The organism is Pseudomonas sp. KK18, assembly GCF_037094675.1.
Lineage (GTDB): Bacteria > Pseudomonadota > Gammaproteobacteria > Pseudomonadales > Pseudomonadaceae > Aquipseudomonas.
Genome location: NZ_CP146605.1, coordinates 3,929,651 through 3,947,316, shown reverse-complemented (window position 1 = coordinate 3,947,316; position 17,666 = coordinate 3,929,651). Strand labels below are relative to the sequence as shown.

Annotated in this window: 20 protein-coding genes; 9 read left to right on the top strand and 11 right to left on the bottom strand. The window is 61.9% G+C overall.

Annotated elements, in window-relative coordinates; genetic code table 11:
• Positions 1–57 precede the first annotated feature (57 nt).
• Both V6607_RS17930 and V6607_RS17925 read right to left on the bottom strand, forming a co-directional pair.
• Positions 58–1,560 carry an amino acid permease gene (locus V6607_RS17930; protein ID WP_087695002.1) on the bottom strand — a complete coding sequence of 501 codons (1,503 nt, stop codon included), beginning with the start codon at positions 1,558–1,560 and terminating at the stop codon, positions 58–60.
• Positions 1,557–2,819 (bottom strand): aminotransferase class III-fold pyridoxal phosphate-dependent enzyme, encoded by a 1,263-nt coding sequence (locus tag V6607_RS17925; RefSeq protein WP_134326758.1) that lies wholly within the window; start codon positions 2,817–2,819, stop codon positions 1,557–1,559. Before V6607_RS17925 ends, V6607_RS17930 begins: the two co-directional genes overlap by 4 nt.
• Before the next feature lie 224 nt (positions 2,820–3,043).
• Between V6607_RS17925 and V6607_RS17920 the strand changes: the two genes are divergently transcribed.
• Positions 3,044–4,228 (top strand): DUF2252 family protein, encoded by a 1,185-nt coding sequence (locus tag V6607_RS17920; protein ID WP_102604955.1) that lies wholly within the window; start codon positions 3,044–3,046, stop codon positions 4,226–4,228.
• Positions 4,229–4,368: 140 nt separating this feature from the next.
• Here V6607_RS17920 and yghX read toward each other — a convergent pair whose 3' ends face one another.
• Together yghX and V6607_RS17910 are read right to left on the bottom strand one after the other, a co-directional pair.
• Complete coding sequence (gene yghX, locus V6607_RS17915; RefSeq protein ID WP_063029644.1) at positions 4,369–5,256, bottom strand: YghX family hydrolase; 888 nt, start codon at positions 5,254–5,256, stop codon at positions 4,369–4,371.
• A 44-nt stretch (positions 5,257–5,300) separates the two neighbouring features.
• Complete coding sequence (locus V6607_RS17910) at positions 5,301–5,795, bottom strand: PaaI family thioesterase (protein ID WP_087695007.1); 495 nt, start codon at positions 5,793–5,795, stop codon at positions 5,301–5,303.
• Between the two features lie 118 nt (positions 5,796–5,913).
• Here V6607_RS17910 and V6607_RS17905 point away from each other — a divergent pair, with 118 nt between their 5' ends.
• On the top strand, positions 5,914–6,468 hold the full coding sequence (locus V6607_RS17905; RefSeq protein WP_087695009.1) for a YceI family protein: 555 nt from the start codon (positions 5,914–5,916) through the stop codon (positions 6,466–6,468).
• A gap of 3 nt (positions 6,469–6,471) precedes the next feature.
• Here V6607_RS17905 and V6607_RS17900 read toward each other — a convergent pair whose 3' ends face one another.
• On the bottom strand, positions 6,472–7,362 hold the full coding sequence (locus tag V6607_RS17900) for a DMT family transporter (protein ID WP_134326757.1): 891 nt from the start codon (positions 7,360–7,362) through the stop codon (positions 6,472–6,474).
• Between the two features lie 91 nt (positions 7,363–7,453).
• On the opposite strand from V6607_RS17900, the gene V6607_RS17895 reads away from it, so the two are divergent.
• Positions 7,454–8,782 carry a PLP-dependent aminotransferase family protein gene (locus V6607_RS17895; protein ID WP_134326756.1) on the top strand — a complete coding sequence of 443 codons (1,329 nt, stop codon included), beginning with the start codon at positions 7,454–7,456 and terminating at the stop codon, positions 8,780–8,782.
• A gap of 138 nt (positions 8,783–8,920) precedes the next feature.
• Here V6607_RS17895 and V6607_RS17890 read toward each other — a convergent pair whose 3' ends face one another.
• Positions 8,921–9,352, bottom strand: coding sequence for a nuclear transport factor 2 family protein (locus tag V6607_RS17890; protein ID WP_003215089.1), 432 nt, complete (start codon positions 9,350–9,352; stop codon positions 8,921–8,923).
• A gap of 255 nt (positions 9,353–9,607) precedes the next feature.
• On the opposite strand from V6607_RS17890, the gene V6607_RS17885 reads away from it, so the two are divergent.
• Both V6607_RS17885 and V6607_RS17880 read left to right on the top strand, forming a co-directional pair.
• On the top strand, positions 9,608–10,078 hold the full coding sequence (locus tag V6607_RS17885) for a RidA family protein (RefSeq protein ID WP_134326755.1): 471 nt from the start codon (positions 9,608–9,610) through the stop codon (positions 10,076–10,078).
• Positions 10,079–10,084: 6 nt separating this feature from the next.
• Positions 10,085–10,807 carry a CPBP family intramembrane glutamic endopeptidase gene (locus V6607_RS17880; protein WP_134326754.1) on the top strand — a complete coding sequence of 241 codons (723 nt, stop codon included), beginning with the start codon at positions 10,085–10,087 and terminating at the stop codon, positions 10,805–10,807.
• Between the two features lie 6 nt (positions 10,808–10,813).
• Here the strand turns inward: V6607_RS17880 and V6607_RS17875 are convergent, their stop codons facing one another.
• Positions 10,814–11,179, bottom strand: a complete 366-nt coding sequence (locus V6607_RS17875) for a hypothetical protein (RefSeq protein ID WP_003215095.1) — start codon at positions 11,177–11,179, stop codon at positions 10,814–10,816.
• Positions 11,180–11,467: 288 nt separating this feature from the next.
• Between V6607_RS17875 and V6607_RS17870 the strand changes: the two genes are divergently transcribed.
• Positions 11,468–11,884, top strand: a complete 417-nt coding sequence (locus V6607_RS17870; protein ID WP_003215097.1) for a hypothetical protein — start codon at positions 11,468–11,470, stop codon at positions 11,882–11,884.
• Positions 11,885–11,902: 18 nt separating this feature from the next.
• Here the strand turns inward: V6607_RS17870 and V6607_RS17865 are convergent, their stop codons facing one another.
• A complete protein-coding gene (locus V6607_RS17865) occupies positions 11,903–12,712 on the bottom strand; it encodes a helix-turn-helix domain-containing protein (protein ID WP_174717786.1) in 810 nt (269 codons plus the stop codon).
• Positions 12,713–12,828: 116 nt separating this feature from the next.
• Between V6607_RS17865 and V6607_RS17860 the strand changes: the two genes are divergently transcribed.
• Both V6607_RS17860 and V6607_RS17855 read left to right on the top strand, forming a co-directional pair.
• Positions 12,829–13,146 (top strand): DUF2834 domain-containing protein, encoded by a 318-nt coding sequence (locus V6607_RS17860; RefSeq protein ID WP_134326752.1) that lies wholly within the window; start codon positions 12,829–12,831, stop codon positions 13,144–13,146.
• A complete protein-coding gene (locus V6607_RS17855; protein ID WP_003215104.1) occupies positions 13,146–13,568 on the top strand; it encodes an MAPEG family protein in 423 nt (140 codons plus the stop codon). Before V6607_RS17860 ends, V6607_RS17855 begins: the two co-directional genes overlap by 1 nt.
• Here V6607_RS17855 and V6607_RS17850 read toward each other — a convergent pair.
• The 3 genes from V6607_RS17850 to V6607_RS17840 are packed head-to-tail and all read right to left on the bottom strand — an operon-like array spanning position 13,558 to position 16,517.
• Positions 13,558–14,481: a substrate-binding domain-containing protein gene (locus V6607_RS17850; protein WP_134326750.1), complete on the bottom strand. Its 924-nt coding sequence runs from the start codon at positions 14,479–14,481 to the stop codon at positions 13,558–13,560. The genes V6607_RS17855 and V6607_RS17850 overlap by 11 nt on opposite strands.
• Positions 14,482–14,529: 48 nt before the next feature.
• A complete protein-coding gene (locus V6607_RS17845) occupies positions 14,530–15,672 on the bottom strand; it encodes a phytanoyl-CoA dioxygenase family protein (RefSeq protein WP_134326749.1) in 1,143 nt (380 codons plus the stop codon).
• Positions 15,672–16,517 carry an SDR family oxidoreductase gene (locus V6607_RS17840; protein ID WP_003215109.1) on the bottom strand — a complete coding sequence of 282 codons (846 nt, stop codon included), beginning with the start codon at positions 16,515–16,517 and terminating at the stop codon, positions 15,672–15,674. Before V6607_RS17840 ends, V6607_RS17845 begins: the two co-directional genes overlap by 1 nt.
• Before the next feature lie 123 nt (positions 16,518–16,640).
• On the opposite strand from V6607_RS17840, the gene V6607_RS17835 reads away from it, so the two are divergent.
• On the top strand, positions 16,641–17,666 hold the full coding sequence (locus tag V6607_RS17835; RefSeq protein WP_003215111.1) for a LacI family DNA-binding transcriptional regulator: 1,026 nt from the start codon (positions 16,641–16,643) through the stop codon (positions 17,664–17,666).

Sequence of the window (17,666 nt, the reverse complement as noted above, 5' to 3'; positions counted from 1 at the left end):
AGGTGACAAGACAAAACCCCGGCGCCCGGGGTTTTGTTATTTGGCTGCAATCAGCGGCTAGTGGTCGAGCAATTTGCCGCTCGGCCCGGCGGTGCCATTGTTAAGGCGCGTGCGCAGCGAAAACAACCACCACAGCACGCCGACCCCGAGTGTAACCCCGGTGGTGATGGCGCCGGTGTGGCTTTCTTCGGGCACGCTCAGGGTCAGGATCACCGCGATGGCCCACAGGCCACCGAGGACGATCATCGGCAACAACCACTTGCCCAGGCTGAACACACCCGCAGGCGCCCCCGGCATCCGGCCATTTTTATAGGCCAGGTACGCGGCAATCAGCGTCAGCAGGTAGGTGCAGTAGTAGGTCAGGCCGACCATCGAGTAGATCGCCGTGACAAACCCGCCGCTCGCCAGGTTCAGCAGCACGGCGATGGCGGTGATCAGCACGATGGCGGCGACCGGCGTACCGAAGTGCGGGTTGATCTTCGCCAGCACCTTGGAGCCCGGCAGCATGTTGTCCCGGGACAGGGCGAAGGTCATGCGGGTGGCCACCGCCATGTTGGCGATCAGGCAGGCGAGGATCGAGGCGAAGGCGATCACGATCATGCCCACGCCGGCGGCGTTGCCCAGTTGCAGGCGCACGATATTGATCACCGGGTTTTCGCTGTGGCTGAGCAGCTCGCTGACCGACCCCGGGATCGCAATGCTCAGCAAGGCGAACACCACGAAGCCCAATACACTGGACACCAGCACCGCACGAATCATCGCCCGGGGCGCGGCGCGGCGTGGGTCCTTGGTTTCCTCCGACAGGTCCGCCGCGCCTTCCCAACCCAGCAGCACCGAGACCGGCAGCAAGGTGGCGAGGGCGAGGGTGGTGAAGCTGAGGGTGCCGCCGCTCACCGGTTGTGCCGAGGTCAGGATCGCCACGCCCTGGGTGTGCTCGAAGAAGAAAAACACCCCGAAGAACAACGCAATCGCCAGCAGCACCGTGCCGATGATTTCGATGATCGCGCCGATGTCGTTGATCCGCGTGGCCAGGCGAATCCCGCAGATGTTCAGCAGGCCTACCACCAGCGTGGCACCGATGCTCAGGCCCTGGATCTGGCCCTGTGTCGGGTTGGCCCAGATCTCCGGCGCGAACACCGTGCCGATGGCCGCCGAGGTGGCGGCTGTACCGGCGACAAACGAGGTGAACGCGACCCAGCCGGTAAACCAGCCGAAGTGATTGCCCGCCAACCGGCTGGACCATTGGTAGGCGTAGCCGGTAAGCGGAATGCGCCCGGCCAGGTGGCAGTAGACCATGACGATGCAGCACACCAGCGGGATCACCAGCAGCCACAAAAGGATGCCGATACCGCCGACGCGGTTGAACGGGTCGGCGAACAGCGTGACCACCCCGGTGTTGATCGAGACCATGGAAAAGGCCAGGGCAAACGAGGTGAACGAACTCATGGTGCGGTGCATCTTTTGCTCGTAGCCGAGGCTGGCCAGGTCGGCGTCGTCGCTGGACAGCGGGGCCTGGGCATTCGGCGGGGCGGTCACGGTGTTTTCAACGAATGTGCTCATGGCCGTTGCTCCTCGATGATGCCGATCACCTCGTCCAGCACATCGAGGGCCTTGGCCAGCAACGGGCGTTCGATATCCAGAGGAGGCTTGACCTTGATCAGGTTACCCAGCCCGGCGTAGCGGCTTTCGCCAAACAATACGCCGCGCTCCACCCCAAGGCGATACACCTCCTGGGATTCCCGGCAGGCCGGTTCCTTGGTGGTGCGGTCCTTGACCAGCTCGATGGACGCCATCAGCCCGGGGCAGCGCACGTCGCCGATCAGCGGGTGGCGGGTTTGCATGTCCTTGAGGCGGGCGGTGATGTAGTCGCCGGAGTCGCGGGCCTTTTCGCAGAGGTTGTCGGCGACGATCGCTTCCACCGTGGCGTAGCCGGCGGCCAGCGAGACCGGGAAGTGGCCGAAGGTCAGGGCTTCTTCACCTTCGTCGAACCACTTGAGCTTGTCATCGGCGAGGATCCCGGCCAGCGGGAAGCCGCCGCCGACGCCTTTGCCGAACACGATGATGTCGGGCAGCACGTCGTAATAGTCCGCAGCGAACATAGTGCCCATGCGCCCGAAGCCGGTCTGCACTTCATCAAAAATCAGCAGCACGCCGAGGCGGTCGCAGATCTCGCGCACGCCTTTGTAGTAGGAGCGGGGGAACTCGATATGCCCGCCATTGCCCTGGATCGGTTCCATCATCACTGCTGCCACGCCACCGTCGACGCCCTTGAGGATGGTTTCTTCCAGCAGGCCAAGGCACAGCTGCGACTCGGTTTCCGGGTCCATGCCCAGACGCGTACGGTACGGGTTGGGGTGGGGGACGCGGGTGAAACGTGGCTGGATCGCCAGGAACGGATTGTTCGGATGCGGCCAACTGGCGCCGAGGGTGGCCAGGGAGCGGCCGTGGTAGCCGTCCTGCAGCACCAGCAGGTTCTGTGCGCCGGGGCGGTTCTTGAAAGCCAGTTTCATCGCCATTTCACCGGCGAGGCTGCCATGCAGGGCAAAGCCCATCAGGTTGAGGGCGCCCGGGGAGACTTCCCGCAGCTTCTTCACCAGCCGGGTGTGGGCCGGTGAGCCAAAGTTGGGGCGGATGTGAGTCATTTCGCGCAATTGCGCGACGGCGGCTTCCACCACCCGGGGGTCATTGGCCCCCAAATTATTCGACCAGGCCTGGGCGGTACAGTCGATGTATTCCTTGCCCTGATCGTCCCATACCAGCGAGCCTCGGGCCTTGACCAGGTTGATCTTGGCGGGTGCGGTGTTCATCACTTCATTCATCTGCGTTATCTCTTTTGTTAGGGCGGCAGTGTTTGGGGATGTGTGCAGTTAGGGTTGTGACTCGCTGCATCGAGTTGACCCGATGCTAGTCCCGGAGACGGGAGGAATAGAAAGACCGATTGCAGTGGGATTGATTGGCGTGGCTTATTAATAGAATCCTCTGAAACAAAATGAAACATTTGTCGCGGGCCAGCCTCTACCGTATCTCCACGACGAGTACTTCTATGAAAATTCCGCGTCCCTCTTCGCGAATGCCCCACCTCACGCAACTGCGCAACCTGAAGATGGCGCGCTCCGCCCACGCCTATGTGCGGGGCAGTACGGTTCAGTTTTACGAGTGGCTGCACAGCCAGCGCGGCCGGCGCTTGCCCCACGGGCCGGCGATCTGGATCTGCGGCGACTGCCACGCCGGTAACCTTGGGCCCACGGGCGATACCAAGGGCCGGATCGATATGCATATCCGTGACCTTGACCAGGCGGTGATCGGCAATCCGGCCCATGACCTGGTGCGCCTGGCCTTGTCCCTGGCCACCGCTGCGCGGGGTTCGGACCTGCCGGGGGTGACCACCGCCCGCATGCTTGAAGAGATGATGGTGGGCTACGCGCAGGCGTTTAAGGACAAGCCCGACGAGGCACCGCCGCGCCCGTCCCAGGTCAAGGCCGGGATGCGCAGTGCGGTGGAGCGCACCTGGAAGAATCTGGCTCGCGAACGTATTGAAAACACCCGGCCGACGATTCCATTGGGCAAGCATTTCTGGTCGTTGTCGCGGGCAGAAAAGTCCGCCCTTGAAACGTTGTGCGCGTCGGATGAAATCCACCGGCTGGTGACTTCGCTCAAAGGCCGCTCCAACGACGCCGAGGTTGAGCTGCTGGACTCGGCCTATTGGGTCAAGGGTTGCAGCTCCCTTGGGTTGCTGCGTTATGCGGTGTTGCTGGGAGTAGGGGACAAGTCTGATCAGGAATACTGCCTGCTCGACATCAAGGAAGCGGTAGGCGCTGCGGCGCCGCGTGCGGCCCGGGCAAAAATGCCTCGGGATAACGGCCGGCGGGTGGTGGAGGGCGCGCGGCACCTGTCACCGGCGTTGGGGGAGCGAATGTTGGCCACGCGGTTTCTGGATCACGGGTTTTTCATCCGCGAACTGCTGCCCCAGGACATGAAGCTGGAACTGGATGAGCTGAGCGAGATTGATGCGATGCACGCGGCCGGGTACCTGGCGCGGGTGGTCGGCGTGGCCCATGCGCGGCAGATGGACCGGGATACGCGCAAGGACTGGATGGCGCTGTTGCAAGAGAACCGCTCCAGGCAACTGGATGCGCCTTCGTGGCTGTGGACCAGTGTGGTGCAGTTGGTGGGGAGCCATGAGGAAGGGTATTTGAATCATTGCCGGCGGTATGCGCTGGAGCACTGAGCTCAAGAACGCTGAAAATCCCCTGTGGGAGCGGGCTTGCTCGCGAAAGCGGTGGATCAGTCAAACATCTGCTGACTGACACACCGCGTTCGCGAGCAAGCCCGCTCCCACATGAGTTGGGTGGTGTTTTGGAGGGCGGGTTACACCAGGTATTTCTTGAACCAGCCCAACGTCCGCTCCCACGCCAGATTCGCCGCCGCCTCGTCATACCTCGGCGTCGAATCATTGTGGAAGCCGTGGTTGGCGCCCTTGTAGATAAACGCCTCATAGGTCGTGCCGGCCGCCTTCAACGCTTTCTCATACGCCGGCCAGCCCTCATTGATCCGCGTATCCAGCTCACCGTAATGCAACATGATCGGTGCCTTGATCCGTGGCACATCCTTGGCTTCCGGCTGGCGCCCATAAAACGACACCGCCGCACCCAGCTCCGGATAAGCCACGGCCGCCGCATTCGTCACGCCGCCGCCATAACAGAACCCGGTAATGCCCACCTTGCCGGTGCTTGCATCGTGGTGCATCAACCATTCGATGGCCGCGAAAAAGTCGTTCATCAGCTTCTCGGGATCGACTTTCTGTTGCAACTCCACACCTTTCTCATCATTGCCGGGATAGCCGCCCACCGAGGTCAGGCCATCCGGCGCCAGGGCAATGAATCCGGCCTTGGCCAACCGACGGGCGACGTCTTCGATATACGGGTTCAACCCCCGGTTTTCATGCACCACCACCACCGCCGGCACCTTGCCGCTGGCCTTGGCCGGGCGCACCAGGTAGCCGCGCACCGTGCCGTTGCCCTTGGGTGACGGGTAGGTGATGTAGTCGGCGACGATATCCGGGTCGGTGAATTTCACCTGCTCGGCCAGGGCGTAGTTGGGGCTCAGGGCGGCGAGCAGGGCGGAGGCCGTCAGCCCGCCGAAGGTGAACAGTGCTGCGCGGTCGAGAAATTCCCGGCGGTTGATCTTGCCGTGGGCGTAGCCGTCGTAAAGCTCCAGCAGTTCAGGGGCGAAGTCTTTGGCGGTCAGACGAGTCATCGGTAGCGTCCTCGATTAGCGGTGGGACTGAATGTAGACCAGTATCAGGCTTCCCGGCCATGGGCCGCGGCGGCCAGTTGCCCGGTGTCGACCCGTACGAAGACCGAATCGCCAATCGCCGTCAGCACGCCATCGGCGTACACCTCGCACACCACGCGGCTTTTGCGCCCCACGTCACCTTCGACTTTCGCGCGCAAGGTCAGCGGCACGCCCATGGGTGTCGGCTTGATGAATTTGATTCCCAGGTTGCCGGTGACGCAGTCGATACGCGGCAGGCTGCCGGGTTCGCGTTGCTCGGCCCGGTAGTGGTAGGCCATGGCGGTCCAGTTCGAGTGGCAGTCCACCAGCATCGCGATCAGACCGCCATAGACCAGGTCTGGCCAGCCGCTGTATCGGGCGTCGGGCTGGTGCTCGGCGATCACGTGGATGCCGTCGGCGTCCCAGCGGCTCTTGATGTGCAGGCCGTGGGGGTTGCTGCTGCCGCAGCCATAACAGACGCCTTCGGGGGCGGTGGTGTCTTGCAGGGAAAGCGCGGGCATCGTGGCTCCTTGTTGTTTGGGTTCCGTCGAGGCACGAGCCTAATGCCAGGCGCGTGAATAAATCCAGCGCCTACGCTGTTAGCAGTGCACAGCGTGTTCATTCCCGGTTGAGAATCCCATGAAATCTCGATTGCCAGCGGTCTTCCTTGCCTTCGCCACCTTGTCCAACGCGTACGCCGTGGAATACACCGACGTGAATCCGACGGCCAGCACCATCAGCTTCACCTATGACCAGATGGGCCAAGAGGTGTACGGCACGTTTGGCACCTATTCGGCGACCCTGAATTTCGACACGCAAAACCCGGCTGCCGCCAGCACCGTACTGACCATCCAGCTGCCGAGCATCAATGCCGGCAGCGACGACGCCAACACCGAGCTGCCCAAGCCCGGCTGGTTCGACATGACGACCTACCCGGTGGGCACCTTCACCTCGACCCACATCACTGACCTGGGCGACAACCGTTACCTGTTCAGCGGCAACCTGACCCTCAAGGGCCAGACCCGGCCGGTGGAGGTCAAGGTGGCCCTCAAGGAGCAGAGCGGCATTGGCATATTCGACGGCGAATTCGTGCTCAAGCGCGATGACTTCAGGATCGGCGCGGGGGAGTGGGCGGACAGCGTGGTGTCCAATGCGATTGTCATCAAGTTCAAGATGGTTGCGCCTGAGCGCTGATGGTCAGCGGGCGAACTTCTTGGCCCCCGCCACGCACGCAATCACCGCGACGGTCACCCCCAGCATGCCCAGGCTCACCTGCTCATGCAGCAGCGTGGCCGCCAGTGCCAGGCCGAAAAACGGTTGCAGCAACTGCAATTGCCCGACGGCGGCAATGCCGCCCTGGGCCAGCCCGCGGTACCAGAACACAAACCCGATCAGCATGCTGAACAGCGACACATAGGCCAGGCTCAGCCAGGCCGGCAGGCTGATGCTCACGAAAGTGCCCGGGGCGAGGATCGCCGTCAGCGGGGCCACAATCGGCAGCGCGATCACCAGCGCCCAGCAGATCACCTGCCAGCCGCCCAGGGTGCGTGAGAGCCTGGCCCCTTCGGCATAACCGAGGCCGCACACCAGGATTGCCAACAGCATCAGCAAATCCCCGGCGGGCGCGGCGCTCAGGCCTTGGGCAACCGCGTAGCCCACCACCAGCAGGCTGCCCAGGATCGAAAACAGCCAGAACACCAACTTGGGCCGCTCGCCGCCGCGCCATACGCCGAAGACCGCAGTGGCTAACGGCAGCAGGCCGACAAATACGATGGAATGGGCACTGGTGACGTACTGCAAGGCCAGTGCGGTGAGCAAAGGAAAGCCGATCACCACGCCCAGCGCGACGATTGCCAGGGGCAGCAACTGACTGCGGGCCGGGGTTTTTTCCTTGAACAGCCACAGCAGGCACAGGCCGAGCAGGGCGGCGATGGTGGCGCGGGCGACGGTCAGGAATACCGGATCGAACTCCAGCACCGCCAAGCGCGTGGCCGGCAGCGAGCCGCTGAAGATCACCACGCCGATCAAACCGTTGATCCAGCCGCTGGCGTTGTTTTCCCGGGTGTTGAGGTGGGTGGTTCGTTCCATGGGTGTAGGGCTCGATAGGGATAAGTTGCGTCCTGCGCATCCTATGATTCACTATCAAGACAATCAAAAAATTGTCATGGATACATCGCCTATGCCCCGCGCCCGCTACAAGACATTGGTGGACACCTTCGCCCGGGATATCCGTTCGGGCGCGCTGGCGGCGGGCACCCGGTTGCCGACGCACCGCCAGTTGGCCGCCAGCCATGGCCTGGCGCTGGTCACCGCCAGCCGGGTGTACACCGAGCTTGAGGCCATGGGCCTGGTCAGTGGTGAAACCGGGCGCGGAACCTTTGTGCGGGAAATCGCGTTGTCGCCGGGGCAGGGCGTCGGCCAGATCGCGGTGGCGGCGGGCATGATCGATCTCAACTTCAACTACCCGTCGCTGCCGGGCCAGACCGACCTGCTGCGCACCGCATTGCGTCAGTTGGCGTTGTCCGGCGACCTGGCGGCGCTGCTGCGCTATCAGCCTCACGCCGGTCGGCTGCATGAGCGGGCAGCGGTGGCGCGTCATCTGCTGAGTCGTGGGTTGACGGTGCAGGCCGAGCAGGTGCTGATCGTCAGCGGTGCCCAGCATGGGCTGGCGGTGACCATGATGTCGCTGCTCAGGCCCGGCGATGTGGTGGCGGTGGATGCGTTGACCTATTCCGGGTTCAAGGTGCTGGCCGAGACGCTGCACCTGGAAATCGTCGCGATCCCGGTGACCGCGACGGGCCCCGACTTGGCCTTTCTTGAACAACTCTGCGCCCGGCGCCCGGTACGCGCCGCGTACAGCATGCCGACCCTGCATAACCCGTTGGGTTGGGTGATGAGCAGGGAGCAGCGCGAGCACCTGGTGGCGATTGCCCGTCGGCATGACCTGATCCTGATCGAGGATGCTGCCTACGCGTTTTTAGCCGAGGACGCGCCACCGCCCGTGGCCGAACTGGCGCCGGAACGCACGGTTTACGTGTCGGGGCTGTCCAAGAGCGTCGCCACCGGCCTGCGGGTGGGTTACGTTGCTGCGCCGTTGCCGTGGATGGCGGCGCTGGAACGTACGGTCATGGCCACCACCTGGAACACTCCGGGGGTGATGACTGCGGTGGCTGCCGCGTGGATCGACGACGGCACGGTGCTGCAGCTTGAAGCGCAAAAACGTAAGGACGCCCAGGCGCGCCAGGCGGTGGCCGATGAGGTGTTGGCGGGCTTGAATGTTATCCGCCATCCGTCTTCGTATTTCTTGTGGTTGCCGTTGCCGGAAGATGCCCGCGCCGATCAGATCACCATGGCGCTGGCACGGGAAAATATCTCGGTGTCCACGGCCGAGCCGTTTGCCGTCTCGGCCCACGTGCCCCATGCCTTGCGAGTGGCGCTGGGGTCGGTGGACCGGGAGGTGCTGCGCGAGGCGTTGGTGAAAGTGCGCTGGGCGGTGGAGGCGTACTAGGGGGCCGGATCGTTCCCACGCTCTGCGTGGGAACGCCGCCTTGGACGCTCCGCGTCCCGCTGTAGATTTGCGCGATAGTGACGCAGAGCGTCACCGGATGCATTCCCACGCAGAGCGTGGGAACGATCCAGGCGGGACTCAGAACTTGTAGGCCTGGCGCCCGATCAGCAGCCATTTGCCTTTCTGCTTCTGCCAGACCTGGAAGTTTTCAATTTCGGTGGGCACCTCGACGCCACTGTTCACCGCCTGTGCGGAAAAGTGGTTGCGCACCAGGGCGGTGTCGCCATTGAGGGTGATGGTCTGTTTCTGCATTTCCAGGGTCTTGAAACCACTTCTGCCGGTTTCAATGTCGGCGATAAATTCCTGCTTGTTCTGGACCTTGCCGCTGGAATGGCCGTAGGTGAGGTTGTTCGCGGTGAGGGCCTGCAGTTGCGGGATGTCCTTGTGCAACATGGCCTGGGTCAGATGATCGACCGCAGCGGCTACATCCTTGTCACTTGCGGCGGGCGCGGCGGCCGCGTAACCGCTGAACAGGCACAGAAAACCAATCAGAACCTTGACGTTTTGCATGGGTGTTTCCTTGTTGTTGTGGGTACCAGGACGACTCGGATTGTGTTTTTAAGTCGTCGTACAACCATGCCGTATTTACCGGGATCAAGGAAAGTGAAATTTGTTCTTGGCTAGAAGATAAGCGCTGTTTGCCAGTATTGGTTGTCGTATCACTTGCGAAATAGCGGTCGGCACTTCCCGTGGAAATGGCACATGGCTATGCTGTGGCCGGCGATTTCATGGCGTGGATTCGCAACGACTGAGGAAAACAAAAAAATGACACCGGATCAAAAGTACGCGGCGGCCATGGTGCGCCTGGGTTATCAACTCAACGAGTTCAAGATCGGCGGCAACTACACGCCGCTGCTGAGGGACGGCAATCACGTCTACATCAGCGGCCAGATTCCGCGGGTGGGTGACGCCATCGTGTTGCCAGGCAAGGTCGGCGAAAGCCTCAGCCTGGCCGACGCACAGATTGCCGCGGGCGTCAGCGCACTGCGTTGCCTGGGGTTGCTCAAGCAGGCACTGGGTTCGCTGGACCAGGTCAAGGCGATCCTCAAGATCAATGTGTACGTGCGCAGCGCGGATGACTTCGACCAGCAAAGCGAAGTGGCCAACGGTGCGTCGGACCTGTTGAACGAGATCCTGGGGGCCGCAGGATCCCATACGCGCACCTCGGTGGGCGTGCAGCAATTGCCCAAGGGCGCGGCCGTGGAAATCGACATGATCGCCGTGGCACGGGACTGAAACCGGGTGATCGCCGAGGCGTTTGCGGTACTGGTCCACTATGGAATATACCTGCTCCCGGGACTGATCCTGTTTGGCCTGTGGTTCGGTCTCACGCCGAAAACATTGCCGGGCTTGCGCATCGTTATCCTGCTGCTGGCCTTTGTGCTGATGCGCGATGCGATGACGCCACTGGGCATGTGGTCGCTGAGCCGCGAGGTGCAGATCGAGTTCACGGCCAACCCGTGGGTGCTGGCCGCGCTGGGCGGGTTATCCCTTGGGCTGATTGCGCTGCTCGCGCGCCTGGCACCGGAGTTGTGGCAACTGACGGTGCTGTTCAAGGGCAATCGTTGGGCGGGCCTGGCGCTGGGCCTCGGGGCCGGGTGTCTGATCGGCCTGCCATTGCGGCTGTATCAAGGCATTGAGCCGGTTTACTGGGCCTGGCTGATGGGCATGCTGGTGCTTGCCTACTGCGCCAATGCGCTGGAAGAGGTATTGTTTCGCGGCTTCTTGCAGGGTTATCTCGAACAGCACGTTACGCCGCTGCGTGCGGCGTTGCTCAGCGGGTTGGCGTTCGCCGCGTGCCATTCATTTCTGGCGTTGAGCGTGACGCAACTGGGCTGGCCAGTGTTGGCCTTTACCCTGATTGAAGGCCTGGCCTGCGGGCTGGTGCGGATGCGCTACGGTGTGGTGGCGGCGACGGCCACCCATGGCACGGCGATCTTGCTGATTGCCGTGCCGATGGTGTGAACCGTCTCAGGCCTGTACATCAACGCCGATGTGGGCCTGGAGCCAGTCTTTGTAGACCGCGATGTTATCGGTCGACTGGTCGCCATTTTTCGCGGTGACAGTCTTGCCGTCCAGGCGCCCGATATCGAGCAGGTACTGAAGACCGTTGGCCACATGGGTGGCGTCGCTTTTGCTGAGTGACTGAACATCGGGCAGTTCGACGGCGTTGCCTTTATCGTCGAAGGTCGCCCATGAAGGGTTGGCCCTGGCGGTGGCAACGGTTTGCGCGGTCGAGCGCACTTGCTCCTGATAGCTGGCTTCCAGCTTGGTCTTGATCTCGGGCGTGGCGTTGGTGACTTCAATCCTCCCGGCCCGCAGGGTGCCGTTTTCCATGGATTGTGTAAAAGTCTTCTGTCCCAGCGCTAACAGACTTGTCGTGCTTCCTATCATGGTGCCGCTCCCTTATTGGTAGCAGCAACAGAGCAAAACCCGGGCCATGTGCTGCATGCCTTGTGCGGCGCGGGCTGGGTGGTATTGCCGGGGCAGGGCGCAGGCCAGGAGTTGCCGGGGCTGGCAAAGGGTTGCCACGTCGGCTCGCGCGAGCGCATTTCAGAACGTTGGAAACTAAGTTCAGAATCTCCAGTCTGTAATAGCGTATCGCCACCTCTACAAGGAATTAACATGAAGCTTAAGGTCGTTTTGCTGGGCACGGTTTTGTTGGCTGCGCCGCTTTACCAAGCGGTTGCCGAGACGTGCAGGGCGAACAGTTATGGTGGGTCCGATTGCGAATACGACAATGGCACCTCTTCCAAGAGTCGCGCCAATAGCTACGGTGGGCAAGACACCCAATACAGCGATGGTACTTCCTCCAAGAGCCGCTCCAATAGTTATGGCGGGCAGGATATCCAATACGGCGACGGCACCTCGGCCAAGACCCGTTCCAACAGCTATGGTGGGCAAGACACTCAATACAGCGACGGCACCTCAGCCAAGAGCCGCTCCAATAGCTACGGCGGGCAAGACACCCAATACAGCAACGGCTCCTCCTCCAAGAGCCGCGCCAATAGCTATGGCGGGCAAAATACGACAAATAACTAATGGCCCCGCCGCGGCTTTCTACCTCACCAATGACCGCTCATACGCCGCGGTCATCACCTGCCACGTCTGCGCATCCGCCGGAATCAAATGCTCGATGCGCAACGACGTTACCGTGATGTCCTGAGGCATGCCGAAGGTGGTGAAGGTCGACATGAAGTTCAGCTCACCTTCACGGGAGTTGACGCGTGTCAGCACCAGTGGCGGCGGTTCATTGACCAAGGCTTCGGTACTTTGCGGGGCCGGCAGGCTGTCCAGAAGCCTGGCAAGTTCGGAGTTGCCCAACGCCTCGCGCGTCGCCCGTTGCCAGGCGATGGTGCGGATTTCGTCAGCGTTGATCAAATGATCACCCAGGCCGCCAGGCTGTAGCAGGGTGACCAGCAAATTCAGCCCATCAGCCGCCTCCGGTTTGATCCCCACCAGCTCGAACAGCACCTGGGTACTGGCGTTGGCGGCGAGCACTTCCCAGTGGCTGCCCAGCACGATCGCCGGTGCAGGATTGTTCGCGTGGAGCACATGGCTGATTGCCTCGCGAATAGCCTCCATGGAGGGCGAGGAGAGCGGGGTTGCCTCATAGCGCGGGGCGAAGCCGGCAGCGAGGAACACGCTGTTGCATTGCTCCAGCGGAACCTCCAGCGCCATCAGCAAATTATGCAAGGTGCCCGGGCTCGGCTTGGCGCGCCCGGTCTCGATGCAGCTCAGGTGGCGTTGGGAAACCCCGGTGATCAGCGCCAGTTCCAGCTGGCTCAATCTGGCGTGCCGACGCAGCACGCGCAGTTGCGTGCCGGCGGTAGTGTCGGGGTTGGCGCGGGGGAAAGGTTGGCTGCTCATGGGTTGACTCTGGCCGTGCGGGTCGGCGGTGTCGATGACCTTCGAGGTCATTGAGAGGGGAACGACGTTATCACTAATGTGCAGCTTCCCGAACCGTTGTCTCCAAGGAGGAGAACATGCGCAGACCCTGGATTGCCCTGGCCGGGCTGTTGGCTTTTGCCCTGTACACATTGATCACGATGCTGATCGCCGAACAATCGCTCATGGCGTTCGGACGTGAATTGATATCGAGGCCGGATACTGCCCAGGTGGTGATTGACTTGTATCTGATGGCGGCCTTGGCGGGCGTATGGATGTACCGGGATGCGCGGGCCAGGGGCAAATCCCTGGCGTCGGTGTTGCCCTATTTACTGGTAACGGCGGTTTTCGTATCCATCGGTCCGCTGCTGTATATCGTGGTCAACGGGTTCCGCGAATCTTCAGGGGGCCGGTGATGGAGGTTTATGCGTTGTGCGTACTGGTGCTGTTCTTGAAGATGCTGGCGATCTCCTGTTACCAGGGTTTCTTTCGACTCAGATTCCGTGCATTCACTAACCACGAGGATGCAGCTTTCTTCCATCGCGATGCGAATCCCCAGGAGTTACCGCAAGTCTCCCGGGCCGAAAAGGCTTGGGCCAATGATCTGGAAAATATTCCGTTGTTCTTCATTTTGGGTGGCCTGTGCCTGGCGATGGAAACGCCAGGCACCGCTACCGCGGGGTTGTTCTGTCTGTTCACCGCTGCCCGTGTGATGCATACGGTGATGTATCTGAGCGGCCGCCAGCCCTGGCGCACCCTCGCTTATGGAGTGGGAGTGCTCTGTTTGTCGGGGCTGGCCGGTCTGCTTGGCGCTGGGCTGATAACAATCAAGGGGTGAGAAAGGCCTGATAGTTGTCCTTGGTGATCTGTTGATAGGGAATGGTCAGCTCCGCCGTGTAGGGCTGCTTCCTGATCATCTTCAGCGCCAGGTCAATCGAGCCGACGGCCTGGCCCTTGTTGTCCTGATAGGCCGTGACTACCAATAGATCTTTTTTGATCGCATCCAGGCCGGCGGGTCCGCCGTCGCTGCCGCCCACCAGGATGTCCTTGCCAGGGTGCATACCGGCCTGGGTAATCGCCATCGCGGCACCGATAGCCATTTCATCGGCATTGGCCGCCACGGCGTCGATTTTCTTGCCCGAGACGATCCAGTTGTTCATCAGGTCCATGGCCTTGCTGCGCTGCCAGTCGGCGCTTTGTTCTTCGACGATATGGATGTTGGGGTAATCCTTCAGTACGTTTTTCACGCCCTGTGTGCGGTTGTGGGTGGCGTTGTTGGAGAGCAAGCCGAGCATGATTGCGAGGTTGCCCTTGCCGTTCATTTTTTCCGCGAGGTAGCGAATCTGAATCTCGCCCGCTTTGATCTCGTCCGAGCCGACATAACCCACCCCGGCCGGCAGGACCGGGATGTCCGGGCGACGGTTGACGTACACCAGCGGGATACCCGCCTGCTGGGCATTTACGGTCATTTTCTGGGTGGCGGCGGTGTCGACCGCGTTGACGATAATCGCGTCCATGCCTTGGGCAGAAAAGCTCTGCACCTGGTTCAGTTGGCGCACCACATCGCCTTGGGCGTCTTCGAATTGCAGGGTCACGTCGGTGAGGTCCCTGGCGTGGGCCGCCATGTAGTCACGCATCTGGGCGAGGAACACGTCGTCCACCTGGGCGATGCTGACGCCGATGCGTGTCTCGGCGAGGGCGAGCGGGGTAACGATGAGGGTCAGGAGCAAGGTCAGCAGCTGTTTTTTCATGGTGTCAGTCCGTTTTTTTGTTGTTTTGAAAGACGTTGAAAACATTCCTCAGCCTTGGCGTTTGGCGTGTAGTTGCGCAACGCGTTCGGCAAAGGTCTCGCAGGGCCAGCGTTCGTTCAGTGCCTGCAACATCAGTTGCTGCCCGGTTTGCGGAGCCAGGCCCTGTAAGGGTGGGTCGGTATCCAGGTTGGTGGGAAAGGAATAGCCATCGGCGGTGCAGGCGATCACCGCGTGCAGCGCCTCGCCATCCATGACGTTGTCCGCCAGGCGCTCCAACAGGCAGGGGTACAGCGCCATCATCATCCGGTCGCGGTCCACAGCCTCCATCGTTTTGCCGAACGCCGAGGAGATTTGCAGCAGGTTGGCCATGCGCTGGCGGTCCGGTGTGCGATTGGTGCCAGCGGCGTGAAACAGGGCCGGGTTGAAGAACAGCAGGTCACCTTTGTTCAGCGGCAATTGCACGGCATGCTGCTGGAAGTACTCGATGAATTCAGTGCGCCTCCAGGCCAGGTAGCCCAGTGGGTATTGCTGGGAAAACGGCAGCAGTTGGGTCGGGCCGGTTTCCAGGGGCATGTCGCTGTGGGCCACGGCCCCTTGCAGCGTGAGGTATTGGGACAGCGTGTGCAGGGGCAACGGAAAGCGCTCCACCACGTCGATGGTCTGGAACCCGAGGTGATAATCACGGTGCGGTTGCTGGGCTTGGCCACCGGGGTGCACCACGTTGACCTGGGCCGTGACTTGGTAGCCCGGGCCGAGCCAGGCTTGTGCGATCAACCCCAGCAGTGGGTTGGCGTAATATTCGACAAAGGATGCCGGCGACTGCAGTGCGGCCTTCTGTAATGAGTTCCAGATACGTCCGTTACTGCCGGCCTTGGCGAAGTGGTCGGCGGCCACACCTTGCGCAGCCTCTTGGGCAAAGATCGCTTCGAATACCTGGCTGTGACGGTCGACCACGTCCAGGTCGGCGTAGCCCTGGCGCACCACCATCACTCCCGGCCCCTGGCTGAACAGGCGATGCAGTTCGTCCAGCACGGCGTGACGATCGCCGTTGCGCAGTGCCTGGGCCTGATAGATCGGGATGTTGCTGCACACTTCGGCGCAGTGCGGGTAGTCCTCGGCAGCAGCCTGCTGGGCACAGATCGAGTGAAAATCTTCCAGTTGCACCGCATCGGCGCTGACAAAGGCAGGCATCACGCACCCTCCACCAGGCTCAAGGCCTGATCAGGGCGTGGGGTGCCGCCGTCGCCACAGCCGATGACGCCTTGCTCCAGGTCGATCACCGTGCCGGTCATCATTCCCGACTCGCGTGACAATAGAAATGCCACGCTCCGGGCCACCTCTTCAGGTTTGAGCAGGCGGCCGAAGGGCTGTGCGGCTTCGGCGGCTTCCAACCAGGCATCCCCGGCACCGTGGTAGTGCCGCTGGATTTCATCCTCGTGCGGTGTGTCCATCCAGCCGATGTTCAAGCCGTTGACCCGAATCCGGTTGCGCAGGGCGCTGAACGCCACGTTTTTGGTCAGAATCGCGAGAGCGCCCTTGGACGCCGCGTAGGCACTCAAGAACGATTGCCCGCCGTGGCCGGTGACACTCTGGATATTGACCACTGCACCTTCAACCCTCTGGCTGATCATCAGCTTCAAGGCTTCCTGCATCAGGAAAAACGGCGCCCTCACATTGACCGCAAATAGTCGATCAAACAGTTCGGGGGAGGTGTCGAGAATGGTGCCGCGATCCGACATCCCGGCGCAGTTGATCAGCCCGTGGAGGGTGCCGAAGTGGGCACGGGCCGCCTCGATCACGGCGCGGCAGTCGCCAATCTGTTCCAGGTCCGCCTGGACAAACACCGCGCGGCAATCGAGCGCTGCCAACTGCCGTACTTGCTCCTGGCCCTGGTCCGGACGGCGTCCGCAGATGATCAGGCCGGCAGCACCGCGCCGCGCCAGGGTATGGGCGACGGCAGCCCCCAATCCCTGGGTGCTGCCGGTGACGACAAAGTATTGGCCTTTGAAGGTATGGCTGAGGTCGGTTGAAGGCATCGGGGTCTCCTGGGTTTTTGTTGTTTTGAAGGCCGGGCTCGACGCCGGGCAAAACTGAGACTAGCATTGCGGTCACCTCAAAGAGTCTCAAAAAGACCTCAAAAAGACCTCAGGTCCAACAGCATGCTCGAACGCGCTAAACACTTTTCCATCAAGCAACTGGCCACCCAGGCGGGCGTCAGCAAGGCGACAGTCGATCGCGTCTTGCATGAGCGCGGCAGCGTGCACGCCCAAACCCGGCGGCGTATCGAACAGGCTCTGGATGAGCTGGAATCCCAGGAAAAAAATGGCCTGGCAGTAGGCCGTACCTTTCATGTCGATGTGATCATGCACACGCCCAAGCGCTTCAGTGCGGCGGTGCAGGCCGCCATCACCGCCCAACTGGGCAGCCTGGCACCTTTTCGTATCGCCCCGCGGTTTCATGTGTTCGAAGAAATCGAGCCTCAGGCGATGCACGACCAATTGCTGCGCTGCCTCGAGACCGGCAGCCAGGGTGTGGTGCTCAAGGCCGCGGACGAGCCGGCGGTGAATCTGGCGGTCAAGCACCTGGCGGCCGCAGGTATTCCGGTGGTGACCCTGGTCACCGATCTGCCCCACAGCGAGCGCATCGGCTACGTAGGCATGGATAACCGCACCGCCGGACAAACCGCCGCGTACCTCCTGTCCCGCTGGCTGTCACCCCAACCCCAGGAAGTGGCGGTGGTGATTGGCAGCGAATTGTTCCGGGGCGAGGAAGAACGCGAAATGGGCTTTCGCATGTGGCTGCGCGGCCGTGCGACGCACCTGCGGGTACTGGATATCAGCGGTGGGTACGGCGTGTATGACCGAACATTTGCCCGGGTCACCGATGCGTTGAAGCAGCATCCGGAACTGAAGGCGGTGTACAGCGTCGGCGGTGGCAACCGCGCAATTGTCGACGCCTTCGCGGCTCTGGATCGCCCGTTGGACGTGTTTATTGCTCACGACCTCGACGAAGAGAATCGCCAGCTGTTGGCTGAAGAAAAAGTCGCCGCGATTATCGATCACAACCTGCAGATCGATGCGCGCCATGTGTTCCTGCACATCCTGCAATTTCATCGGCTGTGGAAGGCTGGGCCGATTGCGCCGTCACAGGTACAGATCGTCACACCGTTCAACCTGCCGGACTGA

Bases quoted from the DNA above. Each gene is read 5' to 3' on its own strand.
- V6607_RS17930 (WP_087695002.1), bottom strand. From the start codon at position 1,560: ATGAGCACATTCGTTGAAAACACCGTGACCGCCCCGCCGAATGCCCAG.
- V6607_RS17925 (WP_134326758.1), bottom strand. From the start codon at position 2,819: ATGAATGAAGTGATGAACACCGCACCCGCCAAGATCAACCTGGTCAAG.
- V6607_RS17920 (WP_102604955.1), top strand. From the start codon at position 3,044: ATGAAAATTCCGCGTCCCTCTTCGCGAATGCCCCACCTCACGCAACTG.
- yghX (WP_063029644.1), bottom strand. From the start codon at position 5,256: ATGACTCGTCTGACCGCCAAAGACTTCGCCCCTGAACTGCTGGAGCTT.
- V6607_RS17910 (WP_087695007.1), bottom strand. From the start codon at position 5,795: ATGCCCGCGCTTTCCCTGCAAGACACCACCGCCCCCGAAGGCGTCTGT.
- V6607_RS17905 (WP_087695009.1), top strand. From the start codon at position 5,914: ATGAAATCTCGATTGCCAGCGGTCTTCCTTGCCTTCGCCACCTTGTCC.
- V6607_RS17900 (WP_134326757.1), bottom strand. From the start codon at position 7,362: ATGGAACGAACCACCCACCTCAACACCCGGGAAAACAACGCCAGCGGC.
- V6607_RS17895 (WP_134326756.1), top strand. From the start codon at position 7,454: ATGCCCCGCGCCCGCTACAAGACATTGGTGGACACCTTCGCCCGGGAT.
- V6607_RS17890 (WP_003215089.1), bottom strand. From the start codon at position 9,352: ATGCAAAACGTCAAGGTTCTGATTGGTTTTCTGTGCCTGTTCAGCGGT.
- V6607_RS17885 (WP_134326755.1), top strand. From the start codon at position 9,608: ATGACACCGGATCAAAAGTACGCGGCGGCCATGGTGCGCCTGGGTTAT.
- V6607_RS17875 (WP_003215095.1), bottom strand. From the start codon at position 11,179: ATGGAAAACGGCACCCTGCGGGCCGGGAGGATTGAAGTCACCAACGCC.
- V6607_RS17870 (WP_003215097.1), top strand. From the start codon at position 11,468: ATGAAGCTTAAGGTCGTTTTGCTGGGCACGGTTTTGTTGGCTGCGCCG.
- V6607_RS17865 (WP_174717786.1), bottom strand. From the start codon at position 12,712: ATGAGCAGCCAACCTTTCCCCCGCGCCAACCCCGACACTACCGCCGGC.
- V6607_RS17860 (WP_134326752.1), top strand. From the start codon at position 12,829: ATGCGCAGACCCTGGATTGCCCTGGCCGGGCTGTTGGCTTTTGCCCTG.
- V6607_RS17855 (WP_003215104.1), top strand. From the start codon at position 13,146: ATGGAGGTTTATGCGTTGTGCGTACTGGTGCTGTTCTTGAAGATGCTG.
- V6607_RS17850 (WP_134326750.1), bottom strand. From the start codon at position 14,481: ATGAAAAAACAGCTGCTGACCTTGCTCCTGACCCTCATCGTTACCCCG.
- V6607_RS17845 (WP_134326749.1), bottom strand. From the start codon at position 15,672: ATGCCTGCCTTTGTCAGCGCCGATGCGGTGCAACTGGAAGATTTTCAC.
- V6607_RS17840 (WP_003215109.1), bottom strand. From the start codon at position 16,517: ATGCCTTCAACCGACCTCAGCCATACCTTCAAAGGCCAATACTTTGTC.
- V6607_RS17835 (WP_003215111.1), top strand. From the start codon at position 16,641: ATGCTCGAACGCGCTAAACACTTTTCCATCAAGCAACTGGCCACCCAG.